21 protein-coding genes are annotated in these 24,364 nt (G+C 66.4%); 9 read left to right on the forward strand and 12 right to left on the reverse strand.

Features of this window, described 5'->3' with window-relative positions; translation table 11 throughout:
- The 3 genes from mmpL3 to trmB form a co-directional block, all read right to left on the reverse strand.
- On the reverse strand, positions 1-2,392 hold a 2,392-nt coding region (mmpL3, locus tag WBB07_RS21760), incomplete at its 3' end, for a trehalose monomycolate exporter MmpL3 (RefSeq protein ID WP_526310444.1).
- 75 nt (positions 2,393-2,467) lie between these two features.
- On the reverse strand, positions 2,468-3,100 hold the full coding sequence (locus tag WBB07_RS21765) for an NYN domain-containing protein (protein WP_526310490.1): 633 nt from the start codon (positions 3,098-3,100) through the stop codon (positions 2,468-2,470).
- Positions 3,101-3,186: 86 nt separating this feature from the next.
- Positions 3,187-3,963, reverse strand: a complete 777-nt coding sequence (gene trmB, locus WBB07_RS21770; RefSeq protein ID WP_526310445.1) for a tRNA (guanosine(46)-N7)-methyltransferase TrmB — start codon at positions 3,961-3,963, stop codon at positions 3,187-3,189.
- A 143-nt stretch (positions 3,964-4,106) separates the two neighbouring features.
- On the opposite strand from trmB, the gene WBB07_RS21775 reads away from it, so the two are divergent.
- The 4 genes from WBB07_RS21775 (at position 4,107) to fadD4 (ending at position 10,264) form a co-directional block, all read left to right on the forward strand.
- The gene (locus WBB07_RS21775) at positions 4,107-5,060 is read left to right on the forward strand and encodes a hypothetical protein (protein WP_526310446.1); all 954 of its coding nucleotides are present in this window, start codon (positions 4,107-4,109) and stop codon (positions 5,058-5,060) included.
- Positions 5,057-6,517, forward strand: coding sequence for a hypothetical protein (locus WBB07_RS21780; RefSeq protein WP_526310447.1), 1,461 nt, complete (start codon positions 5,057-5,059; stop codon positions 6,515-6,517). The genes WBB07_RS21775 and WBB07_RS21780 overlap by 4 nt, the downstream gene beginning before the upstream one ends.
- 208 nt (positions 6,518-6,725) lie before the next feature.
- Positions 6,726-8,552, forward strand: a complete 1,827-nt coding sequence (locus tag WBB07_RS21785; RefSeq protein WP_526310448.1) for a phosphoenolpyruvate carboxykinase (GTP) — start codon at positions 6,726-6,728, stop codon at positions 8,550-8,552.
- A 185-nt stretch (positions 8,553-8,737) separates the two neighbouring features.
- The gene (gene fadD4 / locus WBB07_RS21790; RefSeq protein WP_526310449.1) at positions 8,738-10,264 is read left to right on the forward strand and encodes a fatty-acid--CoA ligase FadD4; all 1,527 of its coding nucleotides are present in this window, start codon (positions 8,738-8,740) and stop codon (positions 10,262-10,264) included.
- A gap of 38 nt (positions 10,265-10,302) precedes the next feature.
- Here the strand turns inward: fadD4 and WBB07_RS21795 are convergent, their stop codons facing one another.
- The 3 genes from WBB07_RS21795 to WBB07_RS21805 all read right to left on the reverse strand — a co-directional run bounded on the left by WBB07_RS21795 (position 10,303) and on the right by WBB07_RS21805 (position 12,448).
- Positions 10,303-11,193, reverse strand: a complete 891-nt coding sequence (locus WBB07_RS21795; protein WP_526310450.1) for an alpha/beta hydrolase — start codon at positions 11,191-11,193, stop codon at positions 10,303-10,305.
- A 131-nt stretch (positions 11,194-11,324) separates the two neighbouring features.
- Positions 11,325-11,858, reverse strand: a complete 534-nt coding sequence (ahpD, locus tag WBB07_RS21800) for an alkyl hydroperoxide reductase AhpD (protein WP_526310451.1) — start codon at positions 11,856-11,858, stop codon at positions 11,325-11,327.
- A 2-nt stretch (positions 11,859-11,860) separates the two neighbouring features.
- Positions 11,861-12,448, reverse strand: coding sequence for a peroxiredoxin (locus tag WBB07_RS21805; RefSeq protein WP_526310452.1), 588 nt, complete (start codon positions 12,446-12,448; stop codon positions 11,861-11,863).
- 251 nt (positions 12,449-12,699) lie between these two features.
- On the opposite strand from WBB07_RS21805, the gene WBB07_RS21810 reads away from it, so the two are divergent.
- Positions 12,700-13,923, forward strand: a complete 1,224-nt coding sequence (locus tag WBB07_RS21810; RefSeq protein WP_526310454.1) for an alpha/beta hydrolase — start codon at positions 12,700-12,702, stop codon at positions 13,921-13,923.
- A gap of 27 nt (positions 13,924-13,950) precedes the next feature.
- Complete coding sequence (locus WBB07_RS21815) at positions 13,951-15,372, forward strand: WS/DGAT/MGAT family O-acyltransferase (protein ID WP_526310456.1); 1,422 nt, start codon at positions 13,951-13,953, stop codon at positions 15,370-15,372.
- Positions 15,373-15,383: 11 nt separating this feature from the next.
- Here WBB07_RS21815 and WBB07_RS21820 read toward each other — a convergent pair whose 3' ends face one another.
- The 4 genes from WBB07_RS21820 to WBB07_RS21835 form a co-directional block, all read right to left on the reverse strand.
- Complete coding sequence (locus tag WBB07_RS21820) at positions 15,384-16,616, reverse strand: alpha/beta hydrolase (protein WP_526310458.1); 1,233 nt, start codon at positions 16,614-16,616, stop codon at positions 15,384-15,386.
- Positions 16,609-18,249, reverse strand: a complete 1,641-nt coding sequence (gene fadD12, locus WBB07_RS21825; RefSeq protein WP_526310460.1) for an acyl-CoA ligase FadD12 — start codon at positions 18,247-18,249, stop codon at positions 16,609-16,611. Before fadD12 ends, WBB07_RS21820 begins: the two co-directional genes overlap by 8 nt.
- A gap of 5 nt (positions 18,250-18,254) precedes the next feature.
- Positions 18,255-19,073 carry a lysophospholipid acyltransferase family protein gene (locus WBB07_RS21830; protein WP_526310462.1) on the reverse strand — a complete coding sequence of 273 codons (819 nt, stop codon included), beginning with the start codon at positions 19,071-19,073 and terminating at the stop codon, positions 18,255-18,257.
- 68 nt (positions 19,074-19,141) lie between these two features.
- A complete protein-coding gene (locus WBB07_RS21835; protein ID WP_526310464.1) occupies positions 19,142-19,540 on the reverse strand; it encodes a PPOX class F420-dependent oxidoreductase in 399 nt (132 codons plus the stop codon).
- An 83-nt stretch (positions 19,541-19,623) separates the two neighbouring features.
- On the opposite strand from WBB07_RS21835, the gene WBB07_RS21840 reads away from it, so the two are divergent.
- Positions 19,624-20,490, forward strand: coding sequence for an arylamine N-acetyltransferase family protein (locus tag WBB07_RS21840; RefSeq protein ID WP_526310466.1), 867 nt, complete (start codon positions 19,624-19,626; stop codon positions 20,488-20,490).
- A 21-nt stretch (positions 20,491-20,511) separates the two neighbouring features.
- Here the strand turns inward: WBB07_RS21840 and WBB07_RS21845 are convergent, their stop codons facing one another.
- Positions 20,512-21,609 (reverse strand): acyl-CoA dehydrogenase family protein, encoded by a 1,098-nt coding sequence (locus WBB07_RS21845; RefSeq protein WP_526310468.1) that lies wholly within the window; start codon positions 21,607-21,609, stop codon positions 20,512-20,514.
- Positions 21,606-22,736: an acyl-CoA dehydrogenase family protein gene (locus WBB07_RS21850; protein WP_526310470.1), complete on the reverse strand. Its 1,131-nt coding sequence runs from the start codon at positions 22,734-22,736 to the stop codon at positions 21,606-21,608. Before WBB07_RS21850 ends, WBB07_RS21845 begins: the two co-directional genes overlap by 4 nt.
- Positions 22,737-22,923: 187 nt before the next feature.
- Between WBB07_RS21850 and WBB07_RS21855 the strand changes: the two genes are divergently transcribed.
- Positions 22,924-23,838: a helix-turn-helix transcriptional regulator gene (locus tag WBB07_RS21855; RefSeq protein ID WP_526310472.1), complete on the forward strand. Its 915-nt coding sequence runs from the start codon at positions 22,924-22,926 to the stop codon at positions 23,836-23,838.
- Positions 23,835-24,359 carry a dihydrofolate reductase family protein gene (locus tag WBB07_RS21860; RefSeq protein WP_526310474.1) on the forward strand — a complete coding sequence of 175 codons (525 nt, stop codon included), beginning with the start codon at positions 23,835-23,837 and terminating at the stop codon, positions 24,357-24,359. Before WBB07_RS21855 ends, WBB07_RS21860 begins: the two co-directional genes overlap by 4 nt.
- Positions 24,360-24,364 lie beyond the last annotated feature (5 nt).

Here is a 24,364-nt window from a genome sequence, read left to right on the forward strand (position 1 = left end):
GGGCGGGGCCGGGAGCGGCAGGATGTGTCGGGTCGTGCGGCGGCCGGGTGCCCTCGCGGACCGGCGCGCCGGCTCCGACGAGTTCGCGGTCGTCGGAGTCGCGGGTCGCGGGACGCTTGCGCTCGTCGGGCAGGTGGGTCTCGCCGAGGCCGATCTTCACCTGGAGCCGCTTCATCCAGCGCGGCGCCCACCAGCAGTCGTCACCGAGCATCTTCATGATCGCCGGCACCAGGAACATTCGAATGACGGTGGCGTCCAACAGAAGTGCGATCAGCAGACCGAAGGCCAGGTACTTCATCATCACCAGGTCGGAGAAGACGAACGCACCCGCGACCACGGCCAGGACCAGGGCGGCGCCGGTGATGAGTCGACCGGTGGTCGCGGTACCGATCCGGATGGCCTCGGCTGTGGACAGCCCGCGTTCGCGGGCCTCCACCATGCGGGACACCAGGAACACCTCGTAGTCGGTGGACAGACCCCAGATCACGGCGATGATCAGACCGATCATCGGTGCCATCAGCGGCTGTGGTGTGTAGTTCAGCAGCCCGGAGCCGTGGCCTTCGACGAACATCCACGTCAGGATGCCCATCGTCGAACCCAAGGTAAGGGCGCTCATCAGTGCCGCCTTGATGGGCAGCACCACCGAGCCGAATGCCAGGAACATCAGGACCGTGGTGGTGACGATCAGCACCAGCACCATCAGCGGCAACTTGTCGAAGAGGCTCTGGATGCTGTCCTGTTCCAGCGCCGGCGTGCCACCGACGGACACCGTCACCCCGGATGTCGGGGAGATGGCGCGCAGTTCCTCCAATTTCTTGGCGGCGTCGTTGCGGGTCTCCAGGCCGTTCTGGATCACCCGGACATTCGGGTCCTTCGACGCGCCGTCGAGGTACGACCGTTCCTGCCACATCTTGTCCGGATCGTTGTCCGGGTCGATGAAGCCGGAAACCGCCATCGCTTTGCTGCGTACCGCCGCGACCTGGTCGTCGGTGACCGGCTTGCCGTCGGTGCTCTCGATCACCAGGGTCAGCGGTTCGGTGCGGAAACCGGAGAAGGTCCGGTCGAAATCCTCCTGCGCGGTGCGCACCGGGTTGTCCGGTGGCAGGTACTTCTCGCTGATGCCGCCGAGAGCCAGCTGGCCCAGCGGGATGATCAGGATGATCATCACGATGATGATCGGGACGGCGAACATGCCGGGCCGCTTCATCACCCGGTTGACCAACTTGCCCCAGAAGCCCTTCTCGACTTCTTCACGGGTCTTGGTCTTCTGCAGCTTGGCGGCCAGCCATTCGAGGTAGACCCGCATCGGCTTCCAGTTGCGCAGGAACGGCACCCGCAGCAGCGTGTTCACTCCGAGGGCGTCGACCTTGGGGCCGATGATGGCCAGCACCGCGGCCAGCACGGTGACCGACAGGATTGCGGCCAGCATCACCGAGGCGATGATCGCGTAGGTGATCGACTTCAGGAAGCCCTGTGGGAACAGCAGCAGCGGCACCGAGGAGGCCACGATGATGACGGCCGAGAACACCACGGTGCGGCCCGAGGTCATCATCGTTCTTCGGATGGCCACTTCGGTGTCATAGCCCTCGGCGATCTCCTCGCGGAACCGGCTGACGATGAACAGGCCGTAGTCGATCGCGATACCCAGGCCGATCAGGGTGACGACGGGCTGGGCGAAGAAGTGCACGGGGATGAACTCGGCAGCCAGTCGCATGACACCGAGGGCGCCCAGGATGGTCAGGCCGCCGATGATGGCGGGCAGCGCGGCTGCGACAACACCGCCGAAGACGAAGAACAGCACCACGGCCACCAACGGGATCGCGGCGATCTCGGCACGCTTCTGGTCCTCGCCGATGGTGCCGGTGAGTTCGTTGGCCAGCGGTTGCAGACCGGCGTACTGCACGTCGACGCCCTCGTCCCGCAACTTCAACAGGTCCGGTTCGACCACTTTGTAGTTGTTCAGGATGGTGTCGTCGTTGTCGCCCTTGAGCTGGATCGACATGAACGCGTGCTGCTTGTCCTCATCGGACATGTTGCGCAGGAGTTCGGGGCTCTTGAAGTAGCCGATCGACCGGAGCAGTTCGTCGGGGTGGTCTTTCTCCACCTCGGCGAGGTTGTCCAGGATCTTCTTCTGGAAGGCCGGGTCATCGACCGTCTTGCCTTCCGGCGCGGTGTAGAGCGCGATGATGTGTGACGACGTATCGCGACCGTAGGCCTCGTCCGCCAGCAGCGACGCGTGAACCGACTCGCTGCCCTCGTCGTAGAAACCGCTCTGCGTGACGTGCTGCCCCAGGCTGAGCCCGAAGATGCCGCCGCCGACGCACAGTGCGACCATGATTCCGATCACAAGATATCGGAAGCGGTACACCGTCCGACCCCACCAGGCGAACACGTAAGCTCCTTACCTTTACTGCAAGTTCTTGAGGCGCGGCTTGAGATTCGGCCACGCGCGTTTGGCTCTGAAGTTTTATGCCCGGGACGCCAGCAACGACGACAGCGGCCGGAACGGCTGGAGCCAGGCTCCCTCGTCTGGAAGCGAATCCAGCCCGATTCGCGGCAGTGGCTCCCGGAACACGCCGGGAATGTCCTCCAGGTCGACGAACTCCAAGGTATCCGACGCTAGCGCCCAGCTCGCATGTTCGCGAAATCCGAGCACGTGAACCGGGGTCCCGTCGTCGCGGGCGATCTCCTCCAACGGCTGGCGAAAGGCCTGACCGTCGGCGGAAGCCACGATCAGGGCCGCCAACCCCTCACTGCGGCGCAGTGAGATGTGGTTGAGCATGTCGATGTCGACGTCGCTGTCTTCATCGACCTTGGGTTTGGCGAAGACCGCGAACCCAACGTTACGTAGTGCCTCTACCCACGGCCGGACCACGTCCGCGCTACCGGGGGCGATGTTGGTGAAGACCGTGGCTTCTGGTTCCAGATAGGCGGCCGTGTTGCCGTGGGCGGTCGAGATGTCGGCCGTCCGGGCCAACAACCACCGGCCCAACGCGTCGAAACGCGGTCGGTGCGCGGCGGTGGGACGTCCCCCCAGGATGGCCCCCAACCCCATGTCCAGGTTCGGTGCGTCCCACACCAACAGCACGCGGTCGTGCACCGTGGCCGGCGACTCGGCCTCTGGCGGGGTCGGTTCGGGGCCGAGCTCGGTGTCCGGGGCCGTGACCTGGTCGGTGTCGAGGTCGCTCACACACGCTCCCAGAGCAGTTCGGCCACGGCGCTGCCTGCGTCCTGTGCCTTGTTCTCGTATTTGGTGATCGGCCGGCGCACCGAGATCGGCAGCTCGTCGATCCGGTTGTCCGGGATGCGGCGCAGGCGGGGTTCGTTGTCGCCGACCTCGGCGATCTGCTCGGCATATCCGGGATGGTCGGTGGCGGCGTGCAGCACACCGCCGGGGCGCAGTCGGTCGGCGATCATGGCGACGATCTCCGGCTGCAGCAGGCGCCGCTTGTGGTGGCGTGATTTCGGCCACGGATCGGGGAAGAACACTCGCACACCGGTGAGGGAGTCGGGCTCGAGCATGTGCACGAGCACGTCGACGGCGTCGCCGCGGACCAGCCGGATATTGGACACCTGTTCTCGGTCGATCGCCGCGAGCAACTGGGCGAGGCCACGTTTGTACACCTCGACGGCGATCACATCGATATCGGTTTCGTTCTGGGCCATCGCCAAGGTGGAGGTGCCGGTACCGCACCCGATCTCCAGCACCAACGGTGCGGTGCGACCGAACCAGGACTCGGCGTCCACGCGCGCTGCGGGCTTGTCACCGACCCGGGCTTGCCTGCCGATGTGCTGCCACAGCCGGTCCCAGGCGTCCTGCTGAGAGTCGGTGAGCGTGGAGCGACGCGACCGGAAACTGGTGATCCGAGGGTGCGGATGCCCTGGTGCGGGGCCCGCCGACCTGGCGGAGACATCCACCGACTCGGCTCCGCGTTGGGCACACATGCGTCCATCGTCTCTCATGGGAACGGCTGAACCGTCATCGTGGTGCAATTTGATACCCAACAGTTGTCTTCACAGTTGTCTTCGCCGTCGGCGGTCGGCCGTCCACAGCCGGGTCCGGGGCGGCTCGCGCGGGGCGCCGCCCGGTGCCACGATGGCTGGACATGACGGCACAGCAGAGATACCGGACCCAGCGGCTGGCGGTCAACGGGCTGCCGGGGGTGGGGACCAGCACGGTGGCGGCGGCCCTGACGGCCACCGGCCGGTTCTCCCTGGTCGGCTGCGATGCCAATACAGGTGCCGGTCTGGAAGCCGACGTGACGGTCCGGGTTATCGCCGAAGCAGTGAAACCGGAGGACCGGGAATCGATCGCCGGCGTGGCCGGGCCGGTGCTGATGGTGCTGACCAAGGCCGATGTGTGTGGGTTGGGGCCGGGCGGCCCGCTGGCGGCAGCGCAGCGCCGCTGCACCGAACTGGCCGCGTCGGCGGGTGTCCCGGTGGTGCCGATGGTGGGTCTGCTGGCGGTGGCGGGGCTGGACAGCGAGGTATTGGACGGAGAGCTCCTGGCCGCGCTCCGGGTGCTGGTGTCCGAGCCTGCCGATCTGCGGACCGCAGCGACTTTCGTTTCGGAACCGCACCCGGTGGCGGCGGCCGTGCGGCAGCGCCTGATCGAGACGCTGGAGGTATTCGGTGTGGCGCATGCCGTGCTGGCGATGCGCCGCCCCGCTGCCACCGGGAGCGACGTACGCGCCACGCTGTGCCGGGTCAGCGGTATCGATGCGGTGGTGGCGGCGATCGTGGCGGCCGGTGCCCCGGCCCGGTACCGCAGGTTACTGGCCGAGACCGCCGAGCTGGAGGGAGCGGCCGTTCGGGACGCGGCGGTCGCCGACCGGTTGAGCGGTGACGCCCTGGTGCTGACCCGGATGGATGCGGCGCTGGAGGTGATGCGTGCCGCCGGGCTGGCCGTCGATGACGAGGTCGAGGCCGACGGATCGGCGCTGTTGGCCAGGGCGGTGCGCTGGCAGCGCTATGGCGCAGGCCCGGTATCCGCGCTGCACGGCGCCTGTGCGGCCGATATCACCCGGGGTTCGTTGCGGCTGTGGGATCTGGCGCGATGACCGCCGCTCTCGATGAGCTGGTCCAGGGGATCGTTCCCGACGTCCCGTTCCCGACCGAACAGCGCGTCGAGAAGGTTCTCGTCACCGGTCCCTGGCTGGCAGGTGTGACCAGCCTGGCGACCGCGTTGGCGGCCCGGCTGCCGGAGGTGACGGTCGCCGAAGCGGGTGAGTTGGCGCCCGGCGAGTTACCGACGGTGGTGGTGTTTGCCGTGTCGGCGGCAGCTCCGCTGACCGGATCCGATTGCACCTTGCTCGACAACGCGGCCGCCGGAACCGACGCCGTGGTCGGTGCGGTCACCAAAATCGATGCCCACCGGCGCTGGCACGAGGTGCTCGACACCAACCGGGTGGCAGTGCAGCGCCATGATCAGCGATACGCCGCGATGTTGTGGGCCGGCGTCGCGGCAGCCCCGCAACTGGGGGATGCCGAGCTCGACGACCTGGTGGGCGCGGTCCGCGAACAGCTCGGCGATGCGACGCTGGCTCGGCGGAACAGGCTGCGGCACTGGGAATATCAGATCGATCGGGTTCGCTCGCGATATGACGAGGCCGCCGATGACCGGGAACGCGTGGCGAGCCGGCTACGTCACCGTCGCGCAGATCTGTTGCGGGAACGCCGAGTTGACCACAGTGAGCGGGCGATCGCGCTGCGGAGCCATGTTCAGCAGGCGCGAGTGCAACTGTCCTACTTCGGCCGTCGTCGCTGCTCTTCGGTGTCGGCAGAGTTGCAAGAAGATGCGGCCGCGTTGTCCCGGAGGGGGTTGGCAGAGTTTCCCCGCTACGTGGCCCAGCGCGTCGATGACGTGGTCGGTGAGGTCAACGACGGTGTGGCCGAACAACTTGCCGATGTCACGCACGGGCTCGGCCTGGCGCCGGTGCTGTCGTCTGCACCGATGCCGAAGCCGCCCGGGGTGGGGAGCCCGTTGCTGCGCTCCCGTCGTTTGGAAACGCGGCTGGTGGTGTTACTGGGGGCGGGGTTCGGTCTCGGTGTTGCGCTGACGTTGAGTCGACTGTTCGCCGATCTGGCTCCGGGTTTGGCGGTGGCGGGCGCGGTGGTGTGGGTACTGATCGGCTTTGCCTCCGCGGTGTGGATGGTGCGGACGCGCGCGTTGCTGCAGGACCGTGCCGTGCTGGATCGCTGGGTCGGTGGTGTCATGGCGGAAACACGCACGGTTGTCGATCAGCTGGTGGCGACCCGGGTGCTGGCGGCGGAGGCGGAGCTGACCTCGGCCTTGGCCGATCACGACGAAGCGGCCAGGGCTGCTGTTGCGGCCCAGATCGCGGTGATCGAGGAGCGGTTGCGTGAGCAGGCCCTGGCACGTGCCAGGGCGGCGGCGGTGCGCGACGCTGCCGCGCCCGGGCTGGCCGCGGCGCTGAAGATGGTGCAAGCGGAGCTGGCTGAGGTCCGACCACAAGGAAAAACTCGGAAGAATTCCTTCGGGGACGCCACCGGATGACTGCATCCCGGAACTGAATCGATGAACCTCGCAGATCGGAGGTATCTGAATCGTTCCTGTGAGTCAATGGACATGCCTTCGGTACACCGCGGGTATGTCACCCGCGTTAACCTGGAGAACACAGGGACGTTCGTGTCTGCCACGGTGTTGACACCACGGCGGAATGTGGCAGTACGTCCTGGCGGGAAAACCAACCCAGGAGAATTTAATGACCTCAGCGACCATTCCAGGTCTGGATACTGCACCGACCACTCACCAGGGCCTGTTGGCCTGGGTTCAAGAGGTCGCCGAACTGACGCAGCCAGACCGAGTGGTGTTTGCTGATGGTTCCGAGGAAGAGTTTGCGCGCCTGGCCGCACGGCTGGTCGAGGTCGGCACCTTCGAGCGGTTGAACGAGGCCAAGCAGCCCAACTCCTACCTGGCGCTGTCCGACCCGTCCGACGTTGCCCGGGTGGAGTCACGCACGTTCATCTGCTCTGAAAAGGAGATCGACGCCGGGCCCACCAACAACTGGATGGCTCCTGCCGAGATGCGCTCGCTCATGAAGGACCTCTACCGGGGGTCGATGCGCGGCCGCACCATGTACGTGGTGCCGTTCTGTATGGGCCCGCTGGGCGCCGAGGACCCGAAGCTGGGGGTCGAGATCACCGACTCCGAGTACGTCGTGGTGTCGATGCGCACGATGACCCGGATGGGCCAGGAGGCGCTGGACAAGATCGGCACCGACGGCTTCTTCGTCAAGGCGCTGCACTCACTGGGCGCACCGCTGGCCGACGGCGAAAAAGACGTGCCGTGGCCGTGCAACGACACCAAATACATCACCCACTTTCCCGAGACTCGCGAGATCTGGAGCTACGGATCCGGGTATGGCGGAAATGCGCTGCTGGGCAAGAAGTGCTACTCGCTGCGGATCGCATCGGCGATGGCGCACGACGAGGGCTGGCTGGCCGAGCACATGCTGATCCTCAAGCTCATCTCCCCGGAGAACAAGGCCTACTACGTCGCCGCGGCGTTCCCGTCGGCGTGTGGCAAGACCAATCTCGCGATGCTGCAGCCCACCATCGAGGGATGGCGTGCCGAGACCGTCGGTGACGACATCGCCTGGATGCGGTTCGGCAAGGACGGTCGGCTGTACGCCACCAACCCGGAGTTCGGATTCTTCGGCGTCGCTCCCGGCACCAACTGGTCCTCGAACCCCAACGCCATGAAGACCATCGCTGCCGGCAACACCGTGTTCACCAATGTGGCCAAGACCGACGACGGGGATGTCTGGTGGGAGGGCCTCGAAGGCGACCCGCAGCACCTCATCGACTGGAAGGGTGACGAGTGGACGCCGGGCTCTGATGCCAAAGCGGCGCACCCGAACTCGCGGTACTGCACCCCGATGTCACAGTGCCCGACACTGGCACCCGAATGGGATGACCCGCAGGGCGTGCCGATCTCGGCGATCCTGTTCGGCGGCCGGCGCAAGACCACCGTCCCGTTGGTGACGCAGGCCCGCGATTGGCAGCACGGTGTGTTCATCGGTGCCACGTTGGGCAGCGAGCAGACCGCTGCAGCGGAGGGCACGGTCGGCACCGTTCGGCGTGATCCGATGGCGATGCTGCCGTTCATGGGCTACCACGTCGGCGACTACATGCAGCACTGGATCGACGTGGGCAAGAACTCGGACGAGTCGAAGATGCCAAAGGTGTTCTTTGTCAACTGGTTCCGCCGTGGTGACGACGGCCGGTTCCTGTGGCCCGGGTTCGGCGAGAACAGCCGCGTGATGAAGTGGATCATCGAAAGGGTCGAGCAGAAGGCGGACGGCCGGACCACGCCGATCGGCATCGTCCCCACTGCCGGGGATCTCGACCTGTCCGGCCTGGACGTCGATGCCGCCGATGTGAACGCGGCGCTCGAGGTCAGGGTCGACGAATGGAAGGCCGAGCTGCCCCTGATCGAGGAGTGGTTCGAGTTCATCGGTGACAAGCTGCCGACAGGCATCAAGGACGAGTTCGACGCCCTGAAAACGCGCCTGGCCGAGAGCAGCTGACGCTCCGACAAGCACACCAACGACCCCGGATCCATTGATCCGGGGTCGTTGTCATCGTGGGGCGGGGTGCGGAACCAGTTGTCCTCGAGGATCCCCGGGTTCTGTCGAGCTGACGGCCGGGCCGTCCCAGTGCAGCCAAAGACCACTATTGACACCTGTCAACTGTTGCCCAGTAGAGTCGCTTCATGCAGATCCGCGAAACCGCACAAGCCGCGCCGGACAAGCCGGCAGTCATCATGCATCCGTCCGGGACGGTCGTGACCTTCGGTGAGCTGGAAGCCCGGGCCAACCAACTGGCCCACCACTTCCGACAGGCCGGCCTGGTCGAAGGTGACGTTGTCGCGATCCTGATGGAGAACAATCCCCACCTGCACGTTGTCATGTGGGCGGCCCGCCGCTCCGGGCTGTACTACGTGCCCATCAACACTGCCCTGACACCGGCCGAGGCCGCCTACATCATCGACAACAGCAACGCCAAAGCCATTGTGGGATCGGCAGCGCGGCGCACCACACTGGCCGAACTCGGTGCACACCTGCCGGCCGGATTGCCGGGCCTGCTGCTGATCGCGGACGGCGATCTCGAAGGGTGGCAACGCTATCCCGAAGCTGTTGCGCATCAGCCGATCACGCCGATTGCCGATGAGATCGAGGGGGATCTGCTGCAGTACTCCTCGGGTACCACCGGACGACCCAAAGGCATCAAACGTGCTCTGCCGCATGTGCCGCCGTCCGAGTCTCCCGGGTTGATGGCCGCGCTGGTGTCCTTCTGGATGCACCCCGAGGCGGTGTACCTCAGCCCGGCGCCGCTCTATCACACCGCGCCGTCGATCTGGACCATGCAGACGCTGGCCGGCGGTATCACCGTCGTGGTGCTGGAGAAGTTCGATCCCGAAGGCGCACTGCAGGCGATCGCCACCCGTCGGGTCACCCACGGCCAGTTTGTCCCGGTGATGTTCACCAGGATGCTCAAACTCCCGCCCGAGGTGCGGGCGTCCTACGACGTGTCGAGCCTGCAGCGGGTGATGCACGCGGCGGCACCGTGTCCGGTGGACATCAAGAAACAGATGATCGACTGGTGGGGGCCGATCATCGACGAGTACTACGCATCCTCGGAAGCCCACGGATCCACGCTGATCTCGGCGCAGGAGTGGCTGACCCATCCCGGCTCGGTCGGGCGGCCCCTCAACGGTGCGCTACACATCCTCGGCGAAGACGGCACCGAGCTGCCTGCGGGGGAAGCGGGGGAGATCTACTTCGAGGGCGGTGCCGACTTCGAGTACCTCAACGATCCGGAGAAGACGGCGAAGTCCCGCGATCCCCGCGGCTGGAAGACGGTGGGCGACATCGGGTATGTCGACGACGACGGATACCTGTACCTGACCGACCGCCGCCATCACATGATCATCTCCGGTGGGGTGAACATCTATCCGCAGGAGGCCGAGAACCTGCTGGTCACCCATCCCAAGGTGATGGACGCCGCGGTGTTCGGCGTTCCGGATGACGAGATGGGCCAGAGCGTCAAAGGGGTGGTGCAGACCATCGATCCGGCTGACGCCACCGAGCAGTTCGCCGCTGAGCTGGTGGGCTGGCTGCGGGATCGGCTGACACACTACAAATGCCCGCGGTCCATTTCGTTCGAGGCGCAGCTGCCCCGTACCGACACCGGCAAGCTGTACAAGCAGTCGCTGGTGCAGAAGTATTCGGGGACCTAGCCGCCGCCTGACGAGCCCTGCCGGCCCAGAAGCCGGTATCAGGCGAACGCGGTCTGTAGATGGGCGGCCTGCCCATCGAAGAACCGTTGGGCTATCGACGATCTCGACACGATCTGGTCGAACCCGTGGAATGCGCCGTCGACCACCTCGAGCTCACACGCCACGTCGGCGGCGCGGAGAGCGCGCGCGTACGCGACGTCCTCATCGTGGAACAGATCGAGCGTCCCGACGCCGATCCAGGCGGGTGCAAGGCCGGCCAGGTCGGTGCGGCGCGCCGGCACTGCCACAGCGGGGTCAGCGCCACCGAGGTAAGCGCGCCAACCGAATTTGTTCGAGCGCCGGTTCCACAACCGGGACTCGAGGTCATCGAGATGGGTGTGGTGGACACTGCGGTCGTCGAGCATCGGGTACACGAGAAGCTGGGCGGCCGGGGTGATCTCACCACGGTCGCGGGCGGTGAATGCCAATGCTGCGGCCAGGCCACCGCCGGCGCTGGCACCGCCGATCGCGATTCGGGACGCATCGACGGCCGGTAGCCGGGACAGCCAGGTCAGCGCGGTGTGGCAATCATCCAGACCGGCGGGGTAGGGATGCTCGGGTGCCAGCCGGTATTCGGTTGCCGCCACCGTGATTCCGAGTTGCCGGGCCAGGCGTCGGCACAGCCGGTCGTCCTGCTGCGCGGTGCCGAACATGTAACCGCCGCCGTGAATCCACAGCAATGCCGGGCCGGGTTCGCTGAGTTGCGGCGGGCGATGCAACCGGATCTGGATCCCGCCGGAGGTGGTCAACACCTCGACGTCGGACGGGCGTCGAAACCGGTATAGCCGCTCCAAGCGTCGGATCACCGGCAGGGTGACGGGACTAATCGGAGCCCGCGGCAGATACCGTGCCACGCTGCGCAGTTCGGGATGAAAGTCAGTGAGCGACACGAGCTGGACATTACAAGTTCCCAGTGCAACGAACCGGTGCTTTCGACGACCCGTTCACAGCACTTCTGATAGCCGCTGCCGCGGGGACGCACACCAAATGCGTGTCCCCGCGGCAGACGGTCCAGCAGAGATCAGGCCGTTACGAGAACCTCGGCGGTGAGCAGCGCCTGACCGACACCGGCGATGATGGACGCCAACCGGATGACCTCGAAGATGGCGGGCCGGTCCACGTCGTCAGCGCGCAGCGTGGCTTCGTGGGATGTCAGACAGTGCCCGCAACCGTTGATCGCCGACACCGCCAGTGACCAGAGCTCGAAATCGGCCTTGGGCACACCGGGATTGCCGATGATGTTCATCCGCAGACCGGCACGCAGGTCGTCGTATCGGCCTTCGAGCTGGCCGCGGGTCCGGTAGAACACATTGTTCATACCCATGATCGACGCAGCTCCGAGGGCGGCATGGTAGGCCTCTTCGCTGAGCACATCGAGGGCGTCTTCGGAGATCTCCTTGAGCAGCCGTGGCGATTTCGTGGCGGCGGCGGTGGCCACCAACGCACCCCAGAGCTGCTGTTCGGTGAGCTCAGTCGTCTTGACGATGCTGCTCAGATTCAGCTTGAGGTCCTTGGCGAAGTCCGGCAGCGCTTCTTTGATGTTGTCGATACTCATGCTCAGACCGCCTCTTGCAGCAGTTCGGCGGCGTTGATGGTCGGATCGCCCTTACGCCAGTTGCAGGCGCACAGCTCGTCGGACTGCAGGGCGTCGAGTACCCGCAGAACCTCGTCGACGTTGCGGCCGACGGAACCGGCGGTCACCGAGACGAACTGGATCTCGTTGTTGGGGTCGATGATGAAGGTGGCACGGTCGGCGACACCGTCGGCGTTGAGCACGCCGGTGGCGACGGCCAGTTCGCGGCGCAGGTCGGACAGCATCGGGAACGGGAGCTTCTTGAGTTCCTCGTGCTGGGCCCGCCACTGGAAGTGGACAAACTCGTTGTCCACGGAGACGCCGAGCACGCGGGTGTCGCGGTCCTCGAAATCCTCGTTCAGCTTGCCGAAGGCGGCGATTTCGGTGGGGCAGACGAAGGTGAAGTCCTTCGGCCAGAAGAACACCACGCGCCACAGGCCTTCATGGTCGCTGCTGCGCACGCGGGTGAAGTAGTCATCGGGTTGCTTGGCGTCGACCTTGGACAGATCACCGCCGATGACGGCCGTCAGATCATAAGTGGGGAACTGGTCGCCGATCGTCAGCAATGGCACTGGTGTACACCTTTCCTGGTACTACTGTCTCAGTCTACAGCCAGTTTGGACTCAGTCCAGACTGGTTGTAGCACGTACAGTCTGGGTCTGATCAGGACTTTTGTGAAGGGTGATAGCAGACACACCCGAAGAGCGAATCACGTTGCCTATCAGAGGATCTTGGAAAGATCAACTGTGGTCATGCGATGTCGGTCACGGTGTGGTAGACAGAATCGAAAGTTTGTCGATGCCGATGAGCGGGGGCCTCGCGGATGGCAGCACAACCGGACGTCCGGTATCCAGGACCGACCGTGTGGACCCGTGCCCGCTGGCTGGCCAAGGCCGGCCCCGCGGACTACCTGCTTGCCATGAGCGTGGCCTCGGCCTCGCTACCTGTTGTCGGCAAGCTTCTGGAGCCGCTCGGCGGATACACCGCGATGGGGATCTGGGGCGCCCGGCATGCCCCGGACTTCGTGGCCGCCACCGCCCGATCCTGGATGACCCCGGGAATCGCCGAGAAACGCCGGCAAGAGCGAGACATGACCAACGCGGTGTCCGATGCGGCGCTGCGGGCGGTGGTGCCCGCGGCGCATCTGGACATCGACTGGCCCGCGCCGGATCGGATGCCGCCATTGTGGAAGACGTTGCAGCAGCGGAAAAGCCTGCACCGGGCATCGGTGCAATACGGTGACAACCCATCCCAGGTGCTGGACGTGTGGCGCCGCGACGAGCTGCCCGTCGAACCGGCCCCGGTGATGTTGTTTGTTCCCGGTGGGGCGTGGGTCCACGGCAGCCGCATCCTGCAGGGGTACGCCCTGATGGCGCACATGGCGGCCGCCGGCTGGGTCTGTCTGTCGATCGACTATCGAGTCTCGCCCAATCATCGCTGGCCGCAACACATCACCGACGTCAAGGCCGCCATCGCCTGGGCGCGGGCCAACGTCGACCGATTCGGCGGCAACCGGAACTTCGTCACCGTCGCCGGCTGTTCGGCCGGTGGCCACCTGGCCGCGCTGGCCGGACTGACGGCCAACGACCCGGAACTGCAGGCCGACCTGCCGGACGGATCCGACACCTCGGTCGACGCGGTGGTCGGTATCTACGGGCGTTATTGCTGGGAGGATCGCTCGACGGTCGAACGGGCCCGATTTGTCGACTTCCTCGAACGGGTGGTGGTCAAGCGTCGAATCGATCGCCATCCCGAGATCTTCCGGCAAGCCTCCCCGATCGCCCGGATCCATCCGGACGCACCGCCGTTCCTCGTGATTCACGGAAGCGCGGACAGTGTGATTCCGGTACCGCAGGCCCGCGACTTCGTTGAGCGGCTCCGGTCGGCTTCCCGGTCGGCGGTCAGCTACCTGGAACTCCCCGGCGCGGGGCACGCCTTCGATATGACCGATGGTGCCCGAACCGGCGCCATGGCGACAGCAATCGGACTGTTCCTGAACCATATTCACCGGGAACATCAGGCTATCCCGGCCAAAGACGTCATCTAGAGCCCCGCCACTTGTATCGTCCCTGTCATGAAGCGACTGAGTGGTTGGGACGCGATGCTGCTGTACAGCGAGACGCCCAACGTGCACATGCACACACTCAAGATCGCGATCATCGAGATCGGTGATCTCGGTGGGCGGAACTTCGGGGTCGCGGAATTTCGTGAGGTCATCCACGCCCGGCTGCCCAAGCTCGATCCGTTCCGTTACCAGCTCGTCGATATCCCGTACAAGTTCCATCGCCCGATGTGGCGGGAGAACTGCGAGGTCGACCTGGAGTACCACATCCGGCAGCTGACGCTGCCCGCTCCGGGCGGCCGCCGCGAACTCGACGAGGCCATCGGGAAACTCGCCAGCACCCCGCTGGATCGGGCATATCCGTTGTGGGAGATGTACTTCATCGACGGTCTGGCCGACGGGCGGATCGCCGTCGTCGGCAAGATCCACCACGCACTCGCCGACGGGGTGGCCTCGGCCAACCTCATGGCCCAGGCGATGGATCTGCAACCCGGCCCGAATCCCGACGGCGACGTCTACGTCGCAGATCCACCGCCGGCCCGGAGTGAGTTGCTGGGCAATGCGTTTCGTGACCATCTGCGTCAGATCTCCAGGGTGCCCGCAACGTTCGCGTACACCGCGCAGGGAGTCAACCGGGTACGCAAGAGCAGCCGTAAACTGTCGCCGGAACTCACCCGGCCGTTCACGCCGCCGCCGAGCTTCATCAACCACATCCTCACCGCCGATCGTCGGTTCGCGACAGCCTCGCTTGCCCTGGCCGATATCAAGGAGACCAGCAAGAAGCTCGGCGTCTCCATCAATGATCTGGTTCTGGCGGTCTGTGCGGGAGCGCTGCGAAAACTGTTGCTGCAGTATGACGGTGATGCGCAACACCCGTTGTTGGCGTCGGTGCCGATGAGCTTCGACTTCTCCAGGGAGCGGATTTCGGGCAACCGCTTCACGGGGGTGCTGATCCCGATACCGGTCGAGTGCGACACCCCGCTGGAGCGGGTGCAGAAGGCCCACGAGGCGGCCATGCTGGCCAAGGAGAGCAACAATCTGATCGGCCCGGAACTGGTCAGTCGCTGGTCCAACTACATACCCCCGGTGGCCGCGGAGTCCCTGTTCCGCTGGTTGTCCAACCGCGAGGGCGAGAACAAGGTGCTCAACCTCAACATCTCCAATGTGCCCGGCCCGCGCGAGTACGGCCGGGTGGGTGGCGCACTGGTCACCGAGATCTACAGTGTGGGGCCGCTGACCGCGAGCAGCGGACTCAACATCACGGTGTGGAGCTATGTCGACGAGTTCAACATCTCGGTGATCGCCGACGGCGCCACCGTCGAGGACCCGCATGAGGTGACCGCTGCGATGCTGGAAGATTTCCTCGAAATCCGGCGTGCAGCAGGGCTATCGGAGAAGCTCACCGTCATCGACAAGGCGATGGAACAGGTCTGATCCTCGGTGGGTCAGCCGCGTTTGGCGTGCACCCAGGACAGGAACCGCTCGATCGCCGCGGCGGTGTAGTGGCCCCGCGGTGAGCCGAAGAAGTCGAACGCATGCTGGGCGTGCGGAACTTCGCAGTAGGCCACCGTGGACTCCGACACCCGGCGCAGCGCCTCGACAAAATCCCGACCCTCCTGGACCGGGATGATCGAGTCGTCGGCACCGTGCAACACGAAGAACGGCGGAGCATCCGACCGGACCCGCTCGATCGGTGATGCATCCACGTAGACGTCGCGGTGCCGGGAAAACGAGGTTTTGGTGACGAACTTGCGCAGGAACGCGATGAACTGTGGCCGGCCCTCGCCTTCGGTGCTGAACCAGTCGTAGCGGCCGTACACCGGAACCGCGGCCACCACCGAGGTGTCGGCGTTCTCGAAACCCGGTTGGTACTGTGGATCATTGGGGGTCAGCGCGGCCAGCGCTGTCAGATGCCCGCCCGCTGAGCCGCCACTGATGGTGATGAAATCGGGGTCACCGCCGTAGTCGGCGATGTTCTCCTTGACCCAGGCCAGCGCGCGCTTGACGTCGACGATGTGGTCCGGCCAGGTGTGCCGCGGGCTGACCCGGTAGGCCATCGAGACGCAGACCCAGCCGCGATCGGCGAGATGGCTCAGCAGCGGATATGCCTGGGGCCGTCGCATCCCGATCGCCCAGGCGCCGCCGGGAACCTGGAGTAACACCGGCGCGCGGCCGTCGCGGGGCAGGTCGGCCCGTCGCCAGATATCGGCGAGGTTGGCGCGGCCGTGCGGGCCGTACCGGACGGTGCCGGCTTTCTCGACATACCGCCGTCGCGACCAGCCGGTGGCGAAGACCCCGCCCCGTCGGCGGGCGGCCTGCATCGGCTGTGACGACTCTGCGATCGCCTGATAGTCCTCGCCCAGCGAGTTCCGCAGGGCCGCATCGAAATACGGCTCCGAAGCGATGTTGCGGCGCTGGATCACGGCCAGGAGAGCCCAGGACAGCCCGGTGACACCGAGGGCGATCCGGCCACGGACGCCGGAGAAGTCGCCACGGATCCCCCGGCGCGCTGCGTCGAGCACGGACGCGGTCAGATACAGCGGCGCCATCTCGCTGGTCGGCCAGCCGTAGGCGAACACGGGGATGGTGATGTAGCCCTTACGTGCCAGCGGCCGCAGGCCGTTGGCGGCGTTGGCCAGCTCCACGACGGCGCGCAGCAGCGGCCGCGGTTTAGCCACGGTCGACGCTCTGGTCGGCCAGCGCCTGCAACTCGCGCCGTAACACCTTGCCGGTGTTGTTGCGCGGTAGCTCGTCGAGGATCGTGATCTCCCGTGGCACTTTGTAATTGGCCAGATTGTCACGGACGTGCTGTTTGAGCTCGTCGACCGTCGCCGTACCCGAGAGCACCACAAACGCGACCAGCCGCTGGCCGTAGTCCGCGTCGTCGACACCGATGACACTGGCTTCAGCCACCGCTGGATGATTCATCAGCGCCTTCTCGACCTCGATCGGGTAGACGTTCTCACCGCCGGAGACGATCATCTCGTCATCGCGGCCCACCACGAACAACCGGCCGTCGGCATCGAGGCGCCCCAGATCTCCGGAGGCCATGAACTCTTCGTGGAAATCCTTGGTGGAGCCGCTGGTGTATCCGTCGAACTGGCTGGTGTTGCGCACGAAGATCTGCCCGACCTCCCCGGTGGGCATCTCGGTGAAAGCCTGGTCCAGGATTCGGAGCTCGGTGCCGGCGACGGCCCGGCCCGCCGTATCGGGTGCGGCCCGCAGGTCCGCCGGTGTGGCGGTGGCGATCATGCCGGCCTCGGTGGCGTTGTAGTTGTTGTAGAGGACGTCGCCGAACCTGTCCATGAACGAGATCACCACATCGGGACGCATCCGGGAGCCCGATGCCGTCGCGAACCGCAGCGAGCGGCCGCTGTAACGGCTCAGCACCTCGTCGGGCAGGTCCATGATGCGGTCGAACATCACCGGAACCACACACAATCCGTAGGCGTTGTGCTCGTCGATCAGCGCCAGTGTCGCTTCCGGGTCGAAGCGGCGCCGGGTCACCACCGTGCACGCCATCGACGCGGCGAACGCCAGCTGCGAGAAGCCCCAGGCATGGAACATCGGGGCCGCCACCACCACGGTCTTGTCGGTGCGCCACGGCACCCGCTCCAGGATCGCCTTCAGTTCGTTGACCCCGCCGCCGGTGCGGGCCGCGCCTTTCGGGGTGCCGGTGGTACCCGAGGTCAGCAGGATCAGTTTGCCTTTGCCGGAAGGTGGTTCGGGAGATCTACCGGCATACTCGGCGATCAGGCCGGCGACGGTCCGGTGGGGACTGTCATCGGTATCGGTCCACCCGAGGATGCGCACCGAGTCCGGCCGGCCGGCCAGTGCGGTGTCGACGGTGGCGGTGAACTCCTCGTCGTAGATGACGACGTCGACGTCTTCCCGGTCGACGACTTCGGCCAGCGCCGGTCCGGCGAACGAGGTGTTCAGTAGCAGGACATCGGCACCCACCCGGTTGGCGGCTATCAGCGATTCGACGAAGCCGCGGTGATTGCGGCACATGATGCCGACGGTCCGCGCTCCGCCGGGCAGCGCCTGCAGCGCGGCGGCGAGCGCGTTGCCGCGGTCGTCGATCTGCCGGAACGTCAGGGACCCGAGCTCGTCGACCAATGCGTCGCGGTCCGGGCACCGCTGGGCCGACATCGCGAAACCGCTTGTCACCGAAAGGCCGTCACGCCGTGCGGCGGCCATGATCCGCAGGTACTTGTCCGGGCGCAGCGGGGCGATGACACCGGCGCGCACCATGGTGGCCAGCAGTCCGGCCGCACCGGTAACCCGGTCCAGCAGTGGGAGTTCGACCACGGGGTTTATCCGATCACCGGAAGTCGGCGTTCTGCGGCGAGGCCATCCAGGGCCCGCTGCATCACGCGGCGTACATGCGCGTCCACCTCGTCGATATCGGGATCTTCGCCGAACTCGGCCACGACATCGATGGGTTCGAGAACCTGCATCACGATCTTGGTGGGCAGCGGCGCATTCACCGGAATCACGGCGGACAGCCCGAACGGGAACCCGAAGCCGATCGGCAGGATCTTGGCCCGCAGCAACTTGTCGAGCCGCAGTGCCTTGGCCAGCCCGGTGCCGCGGGTCAGGTAGATCTGGCTTTCCTGCCCGCCGATACCCACGGCGGGCACGATCGGCACCCCGGAGTGCAGGGCGGCCCGCACGTATCCCGTGCGGCCGTCGAAGTCGATCTTGTTGCGCGCGGAGGTCGGGCGGTAGACGTCATAGTCCCCGCCGGGGAAGACCATCACCACCGCACCCGAGCGCAAGGCCTCTTCGGCGTTGTTGTGATTGGCGCGGATGAACCCGATCCGGCGGAAGAAGTCGGCGGTGGGGCCGGTGAAGATCAGGTCGAAGCTCAGGGTGAAGACCGGCCGGTCGTACCCGAAGTGCTCGTAGAAGCCGGTGGCGAACACCGGCATGTCCATCGCGAACAGCCCGCCCGAGTGGTTGCCCACCACCAGTGCGCCACCGGCGGCGGGGAAGGACTCCAAGCCACGCACCTCGGCACGGTGATAGCCCTTGATCAGCGGCCGGAGCAGGCCGATGACCCGTTCGGTGAAGCCGGGGTCCCATTTGGCGACATCCCGTATCTCTGTGTCGTCGACATCAGCGGTGGTCACGGGCGCCCCCCTGTCAGACTGGAACATGTTCTAGTTTTCCCGATGGTACCGGTTGCCACGGCGGGCAGTCACGCCGCGGTGCTGATCCGCAACGCCACACGCGGTTTGCGGCCACGCGCCAACACTGCCTCGGCGACCGTCACGATCCGGAATTCGAGACCGTATTTGTCCTTGATGAGCGCCGCGGCGTGACTCACAGTTGCCGCTTCGGTGAGAACCTCGGCGGTCCCGCGCAGCACCGGTGCGTCCGCGGCCACCTTGCCGGTGCGACCGCAGGGTGACAGCTCCACCCGGGGGTCCCGGTGCAGGCGGGTCACCTTCCCGGAGTCGGCGGGTGTCCAGGCCACCAGGGCGGTCCCGTCGCGGATGATCCACATCGGGGTCGCGATCGCAGAACCGTCACGCCTGAACGTCGTCAGTGAGACGAACTTCTCGGCGGCGATCTGAGTCAGCAGGTCATCGCTCACGACCGGAGGGTACCCAGCCACCGTCGAAGCGACTCCCGCCGAGCGGTTGACCTCAACTTCCGTTGAGGCTCCATCATGGGGGCATGACGTATGACCATGGAGGTGTGGCGCTGGCCACCGTTCCCCGCGACCTCACGGCCTATCTGTCGCGGATCGGGCACAGCGGTTCCACCGAACCCACGTATGAGACGTTGACCGCACTGATCGCCGGACACCTGCGCAGCATCGCCTTCGAGAACCTCACCCCGCTGATGGGGACGCCGGTATACGACCTGAGTGCCGAGGCACTGTTCGCCAAGATGGTTCGCCGCCGCCGCGGTGGCTACTGTTTCGAACACAACGGACTGCTGCGATATGTGCTGACCGGGCTCGGCTTCGACGTCGAGGCGCTCAGTGGGCGGGTGGTGTGGATGAACCCGGACGGGACGGCCGGACCGCCACCGGCGCTGACACACCAGCTGCTCGGTGTCCGGATCCCCGGCGACCAGCAGCGGTACCTGGTGGACGTCGGGTTCGGCGGCCAGACGCTGAGCTCGCCCATCGAGTTTGTCGTCGGGAAAGTGCAGCAAACCCGGCACGAGCCCTATCGGTTGCAGCCCCACGGAGTCGAGTATGTGCTGGAGACTCAGCTCAACGGGGCGTGGCGACCCCTGTACATCTTTGCCGACCAGGCCCGGCCGCTGATCGACCTTCAGCTCGGAAGTTGGTATGTCTCCACATATCCGGAGTCGAAGTTCGTCACCGCTCTGATGGCGTCGGTGGTCACCGACGACGCCCGGTGGAATCTCAACGGCCGCCACCTGTCGGTTCACCACCGCGGTGGCCCCAGCGAGAAGACTCGCCTGGACAACGCCAGTCAGGTTCTCGATGTGCTGATGAACAGGTTCGGTATCGACGTCGGCGGCCTCGGCGATGTCCACCGGCGCGTCACCGCCGTCCTGGACGCCTGATCCGGGTTCAGCGCGACCACCTCAGCTCTCCCACGGTCGCAGGTCGACGCCGGTCAGCAGATCCCACAGAGCGGTGTCGCCGGCGGTGGTGGTGAGCGCGGCGCGGCCCAGCCGGCGGGCATGGGTCTGAGTGCTGCCGTACTCGCCGATCCAGCTGTAAGACCGGTTGGTGACCGACCACAGCTGGTGCTCGAGGGTCACTCCGATGGCGCCGTGCAACTGATGCGCCACCGTGTTGACGGCCGGCACCACCTGACCCGTGACAACTTTGGCCAGCGTCACCGCATAATCCGTTGCAGGGTGGGCAAATCCGTGTTCGATCGCGGCGGTCACCGCAAGATCGACCGAGGCGCGGGCGCGTTCGATCTCGCCCGCCATCCCGGCCAAGGAGTGCTGCACCGACTGAAACCGACTCAGGGGACGGCCGAACTGGACGCGGTCGCGGGTATGGGCCACCGACAACTCGGCGGCAGCATCCAGCGCGCCGATGATCTGCACGCTGCGGGCCCACGCCCCGCGGCGGTGCAGTTCGGCCACCACCTCCGGTCCCACCTCCAGCGCCGAGTCCGCCGACACGTCGAACCCGACGGTATCTCGCGGCTCGCCGGCCAGATTGTGCCCGTCGGTGATGTCGAAGTCGCCGGGGTCGGCGACCGCGACCAGACTCCGGCCACCCGTCGACAACACCAGTAGCGCCGCGGTGGCCGCACGTGTCCACGGCACGTCGTAGGCGGTGCCGATCAGGCGGCCGTCTTCGGCCGCGGCATCGGCGACCGCCACCGTCAGGGCGCCCCCGGCAGGCACTTCCAGCCCGGCCGCCGCGGCCAACCACGCCGCCAGTAGGTCGGATTCGGCGATCGGCGCCGCGACTGCGTGCTGGGCCAGGCCGCGCAGCACCACGGCGGCCTCGCCGGGCCCCGCAGCTTCTCCAGTGGTGAGCCGGCTCAGGCCGGTCTCCTCGAGATGAGCCCAGGTGTTGTGGTCGAAATGCTCCGGCAGCGTCCGCTGTCCCGATCGGGCCTGGGCGGATCGGCGGCCGATGTCGTCGACGAGGGACCGCAGTTCCGAGTATTCGTCTTCAGTCGTCGACGCGAACACCCCGCCCGATAACACGCTCATCGCAACCCCATGCCTCGTGCAATTACTCCTCGCAGCACTTCGTTGGTGCCGCCGCGCAGCGTGAACATCGGCGCGTGTAGCCGCGAAGCCCGCAGCAGCACAACAAGATCGGTGTACGACTCGCTGCTGTGACGGACGAAGTCGAACAGGTCGGCGGCCAGCTCGACCGACTCCTGCTCGAACCGGGTGCCCAGATCCTTGACCAGCGCTGCCTGATTGGCGGCGGGCTCACCGGCGGCCAGGGCCTGCGCCACCGCCACCGACAGCTGCCGCAGCGACACCAGCCGCGCAACCAGCTGGCCGATCGCCACGGCGGTTCCGTCGTCGATGTCGGCGCGCCCGGACAGTGCCCGCAGCAGCGGCAGCAACAATGGCGCGGTCGACAGGATCCGCTCCGGCCCACTGCGTTCGAAGGACAACTCCGAGGTCACTTGATGCCAACCGTCGCCCACTTCGCCGAGGACCGCGGTGTCGGGCACAAAGGAGTCGGAGAACAGGATCTCGTTGAAGTGGTGCCCGCCGTCCATCGTGATGATCGGGTCGATCGTCAGGCCCGCGGTATCGGTGGGCACCAGGAACTGACTGAACCCGGCATGCCGGTGCTCGGGGTCGGCCGGGCTGGTGCGCGCCAGCACCACGATCTGATGTGCCAGGTGCGCGCCGCTGGTCCACACCTTGCGGCCGTTGAGCACCCAGCCGCCGTCGGCGCGCGTGGCTTTGGTGGATGCTGCGGCCAGGTCGGAGCCGGCTTGTGGCTCACTCATCCCGATCCCCGAATAGAACTCGCCGGCGGCGATCCGGGGCAGGATCTGCTGACGCTGCTCCTCGGTGCCGTAGGTCAACAGCCCGGGAGCCACTTGCCGGTCGGCGAACCAGTGCGCGGCCACCGGCGCGCCGGAGATCAGCAGCTCCTCGGTGACGACGTAGCGGTGCAGGTGCCCCAGCCCGTGTCCGCCGTACTGCGTGGGAATGGTCAACCCCAGGAAACCGGCGGCACCGAGGCGAGCACTGAACGCCGGGTCGGAGCCGCACAGCCAGGCGTCGACTTCGGGGCGCCAGCCGAATTCGGCGCGGTCGGCGCTGAGGAACTCCCGCACCCGGGCGCGCAGTTCCGGCAGTCCCTCCATCGGGCCCCCATCGCTGGTAGGTGGTGATCCAGGCCGGCGCCGCGTCCGACCCGCATCGGAGTGCCAACATAGCGCGACAACCCACGGACAAACAGCGGCACCTGGAGATTCCTCGTCGAGCACCGGCCGTCGGCACAGCAGGAATTGTCATGTTCGGCGGGCCGGCGGCCGACCATACTCGGAAAGCGTGACTGCAGAGCAGGGTCGGGATCGACTCCGGGAGCTCCTGGATGCCATCGTCGAGGAGTCCAACACCAGCGTCGAGGGAATGGCACGCAGCACCTTCGTCTCGGAGTTCCACTTCTCTCGCGAGGTGCGGCGGTTGACCGGAGAACCCCCGGCCGCCCTGCGGCGGCGCATCATGCTGGAGCGGGCGGCGTGGCGGCTGCAGCGCGGTGAGGGGGTCGCCGCCGTCGCCGACGACGAGGGGTGGTCGTCCACCGAGGTGTTCTCCCGCGCGTTCCGGCGCAGCTTCGGCATGCCGCCCTCCCAGGTGGGGGCGGAGTTCCGGCTGCCCGCGCCGAACGGTCTGCACTTTCATCCGCCGCAGTCGCTGTGGCTCGACGGTGGCCCTACCGGCGAAGACACCGTGAGCCGGCTGATGCTCGCCCACGACGTCGCCGACACCGGCTACCTGATCGGGCGCGCTGCCGGGCTGTCGAGACAGCAATGGCTGCAAGAACTCTCACCCGGGCAGACAGTGCTGGAATGGGACGGTCCGGAGTCGAGTGTGGGTGCGGTGCTGGGGGCGTTGGTGTGGTCGAAAGAGGTGTGGCTGGCCAGCATCGAAGGCCGCGACTTTCCGGCCCGCGAGGCCACCGACCCGACATGCACCGATCCGCGCGCGCTTGCCGCCCACCACGACGAGATCGGTGCGCACTGGTCGGCAACAATCGCCCGGCTGGCCGCGGCGGGACGGATGGGTGACACCGTGATCGACGCGCTGTGCGACCCGCCGGAGTCGTTCCAGCTGTTCGGCATCGTCACCCACGTGCTGACGTTGTCCGCGCACCGCCGTCACCTGGCGCGCGCCATGCTCGCCCGACTCGATGTCGACACCCATCGCGGTGATCCCCTGGAATGGATGAGGAACAACCAATGAGCACTGTCTACTACACCGCCTCCAGCCTCGACGGCTACATCGTCGATCCGGACGGCAGCCTGGACTGGCTGGTCACCCGCGACATCGACAACAGCGCACCGTTCGGCATGGACGAGTTCATGGCGTCGGTCGGGGCGCTGGTCATGGGGTCGACGACCTATGAATGGATGCTGAAGAACCATCCCGGGGAGTGGATGTACGAGCCCCCGGCCTGGGTGCTCACCCACCGGCCGGAGATCATCGCCGCCGGCCACCCGGTGCACACCTTCGCGGGCAGTCCCGCCGACCTGCATCCGGTGCTTGTCGAGGCCGCGTCGGGCAAGGACGTCTGGGTGGTGGGTGGCGGGGACATCGCCGCCCAGTTCGTCGCAGACGGCCTGATCGACACGATGATCGTCAGCTACGCGCCGTGCACGCTGGGCAGCGGGGCGCCGGTGCTGCCGATCCGTTCGGAGTGGCGGTTGGCGCAGTCGGCCCGCAACGGTGATTTTGTGGTCGCCAAGTGGGAGCGCCCGGCCTGACAAAA

This window comes from Mycobacterium sp. (assembly GCF_049647605.1).
Taxonomy (GTDB): domain Bacteria; phylum Actinomycetota; class Actinomycetes; order Mycobacteriales; family Mycobacteriaceae; genus Mycobacterium.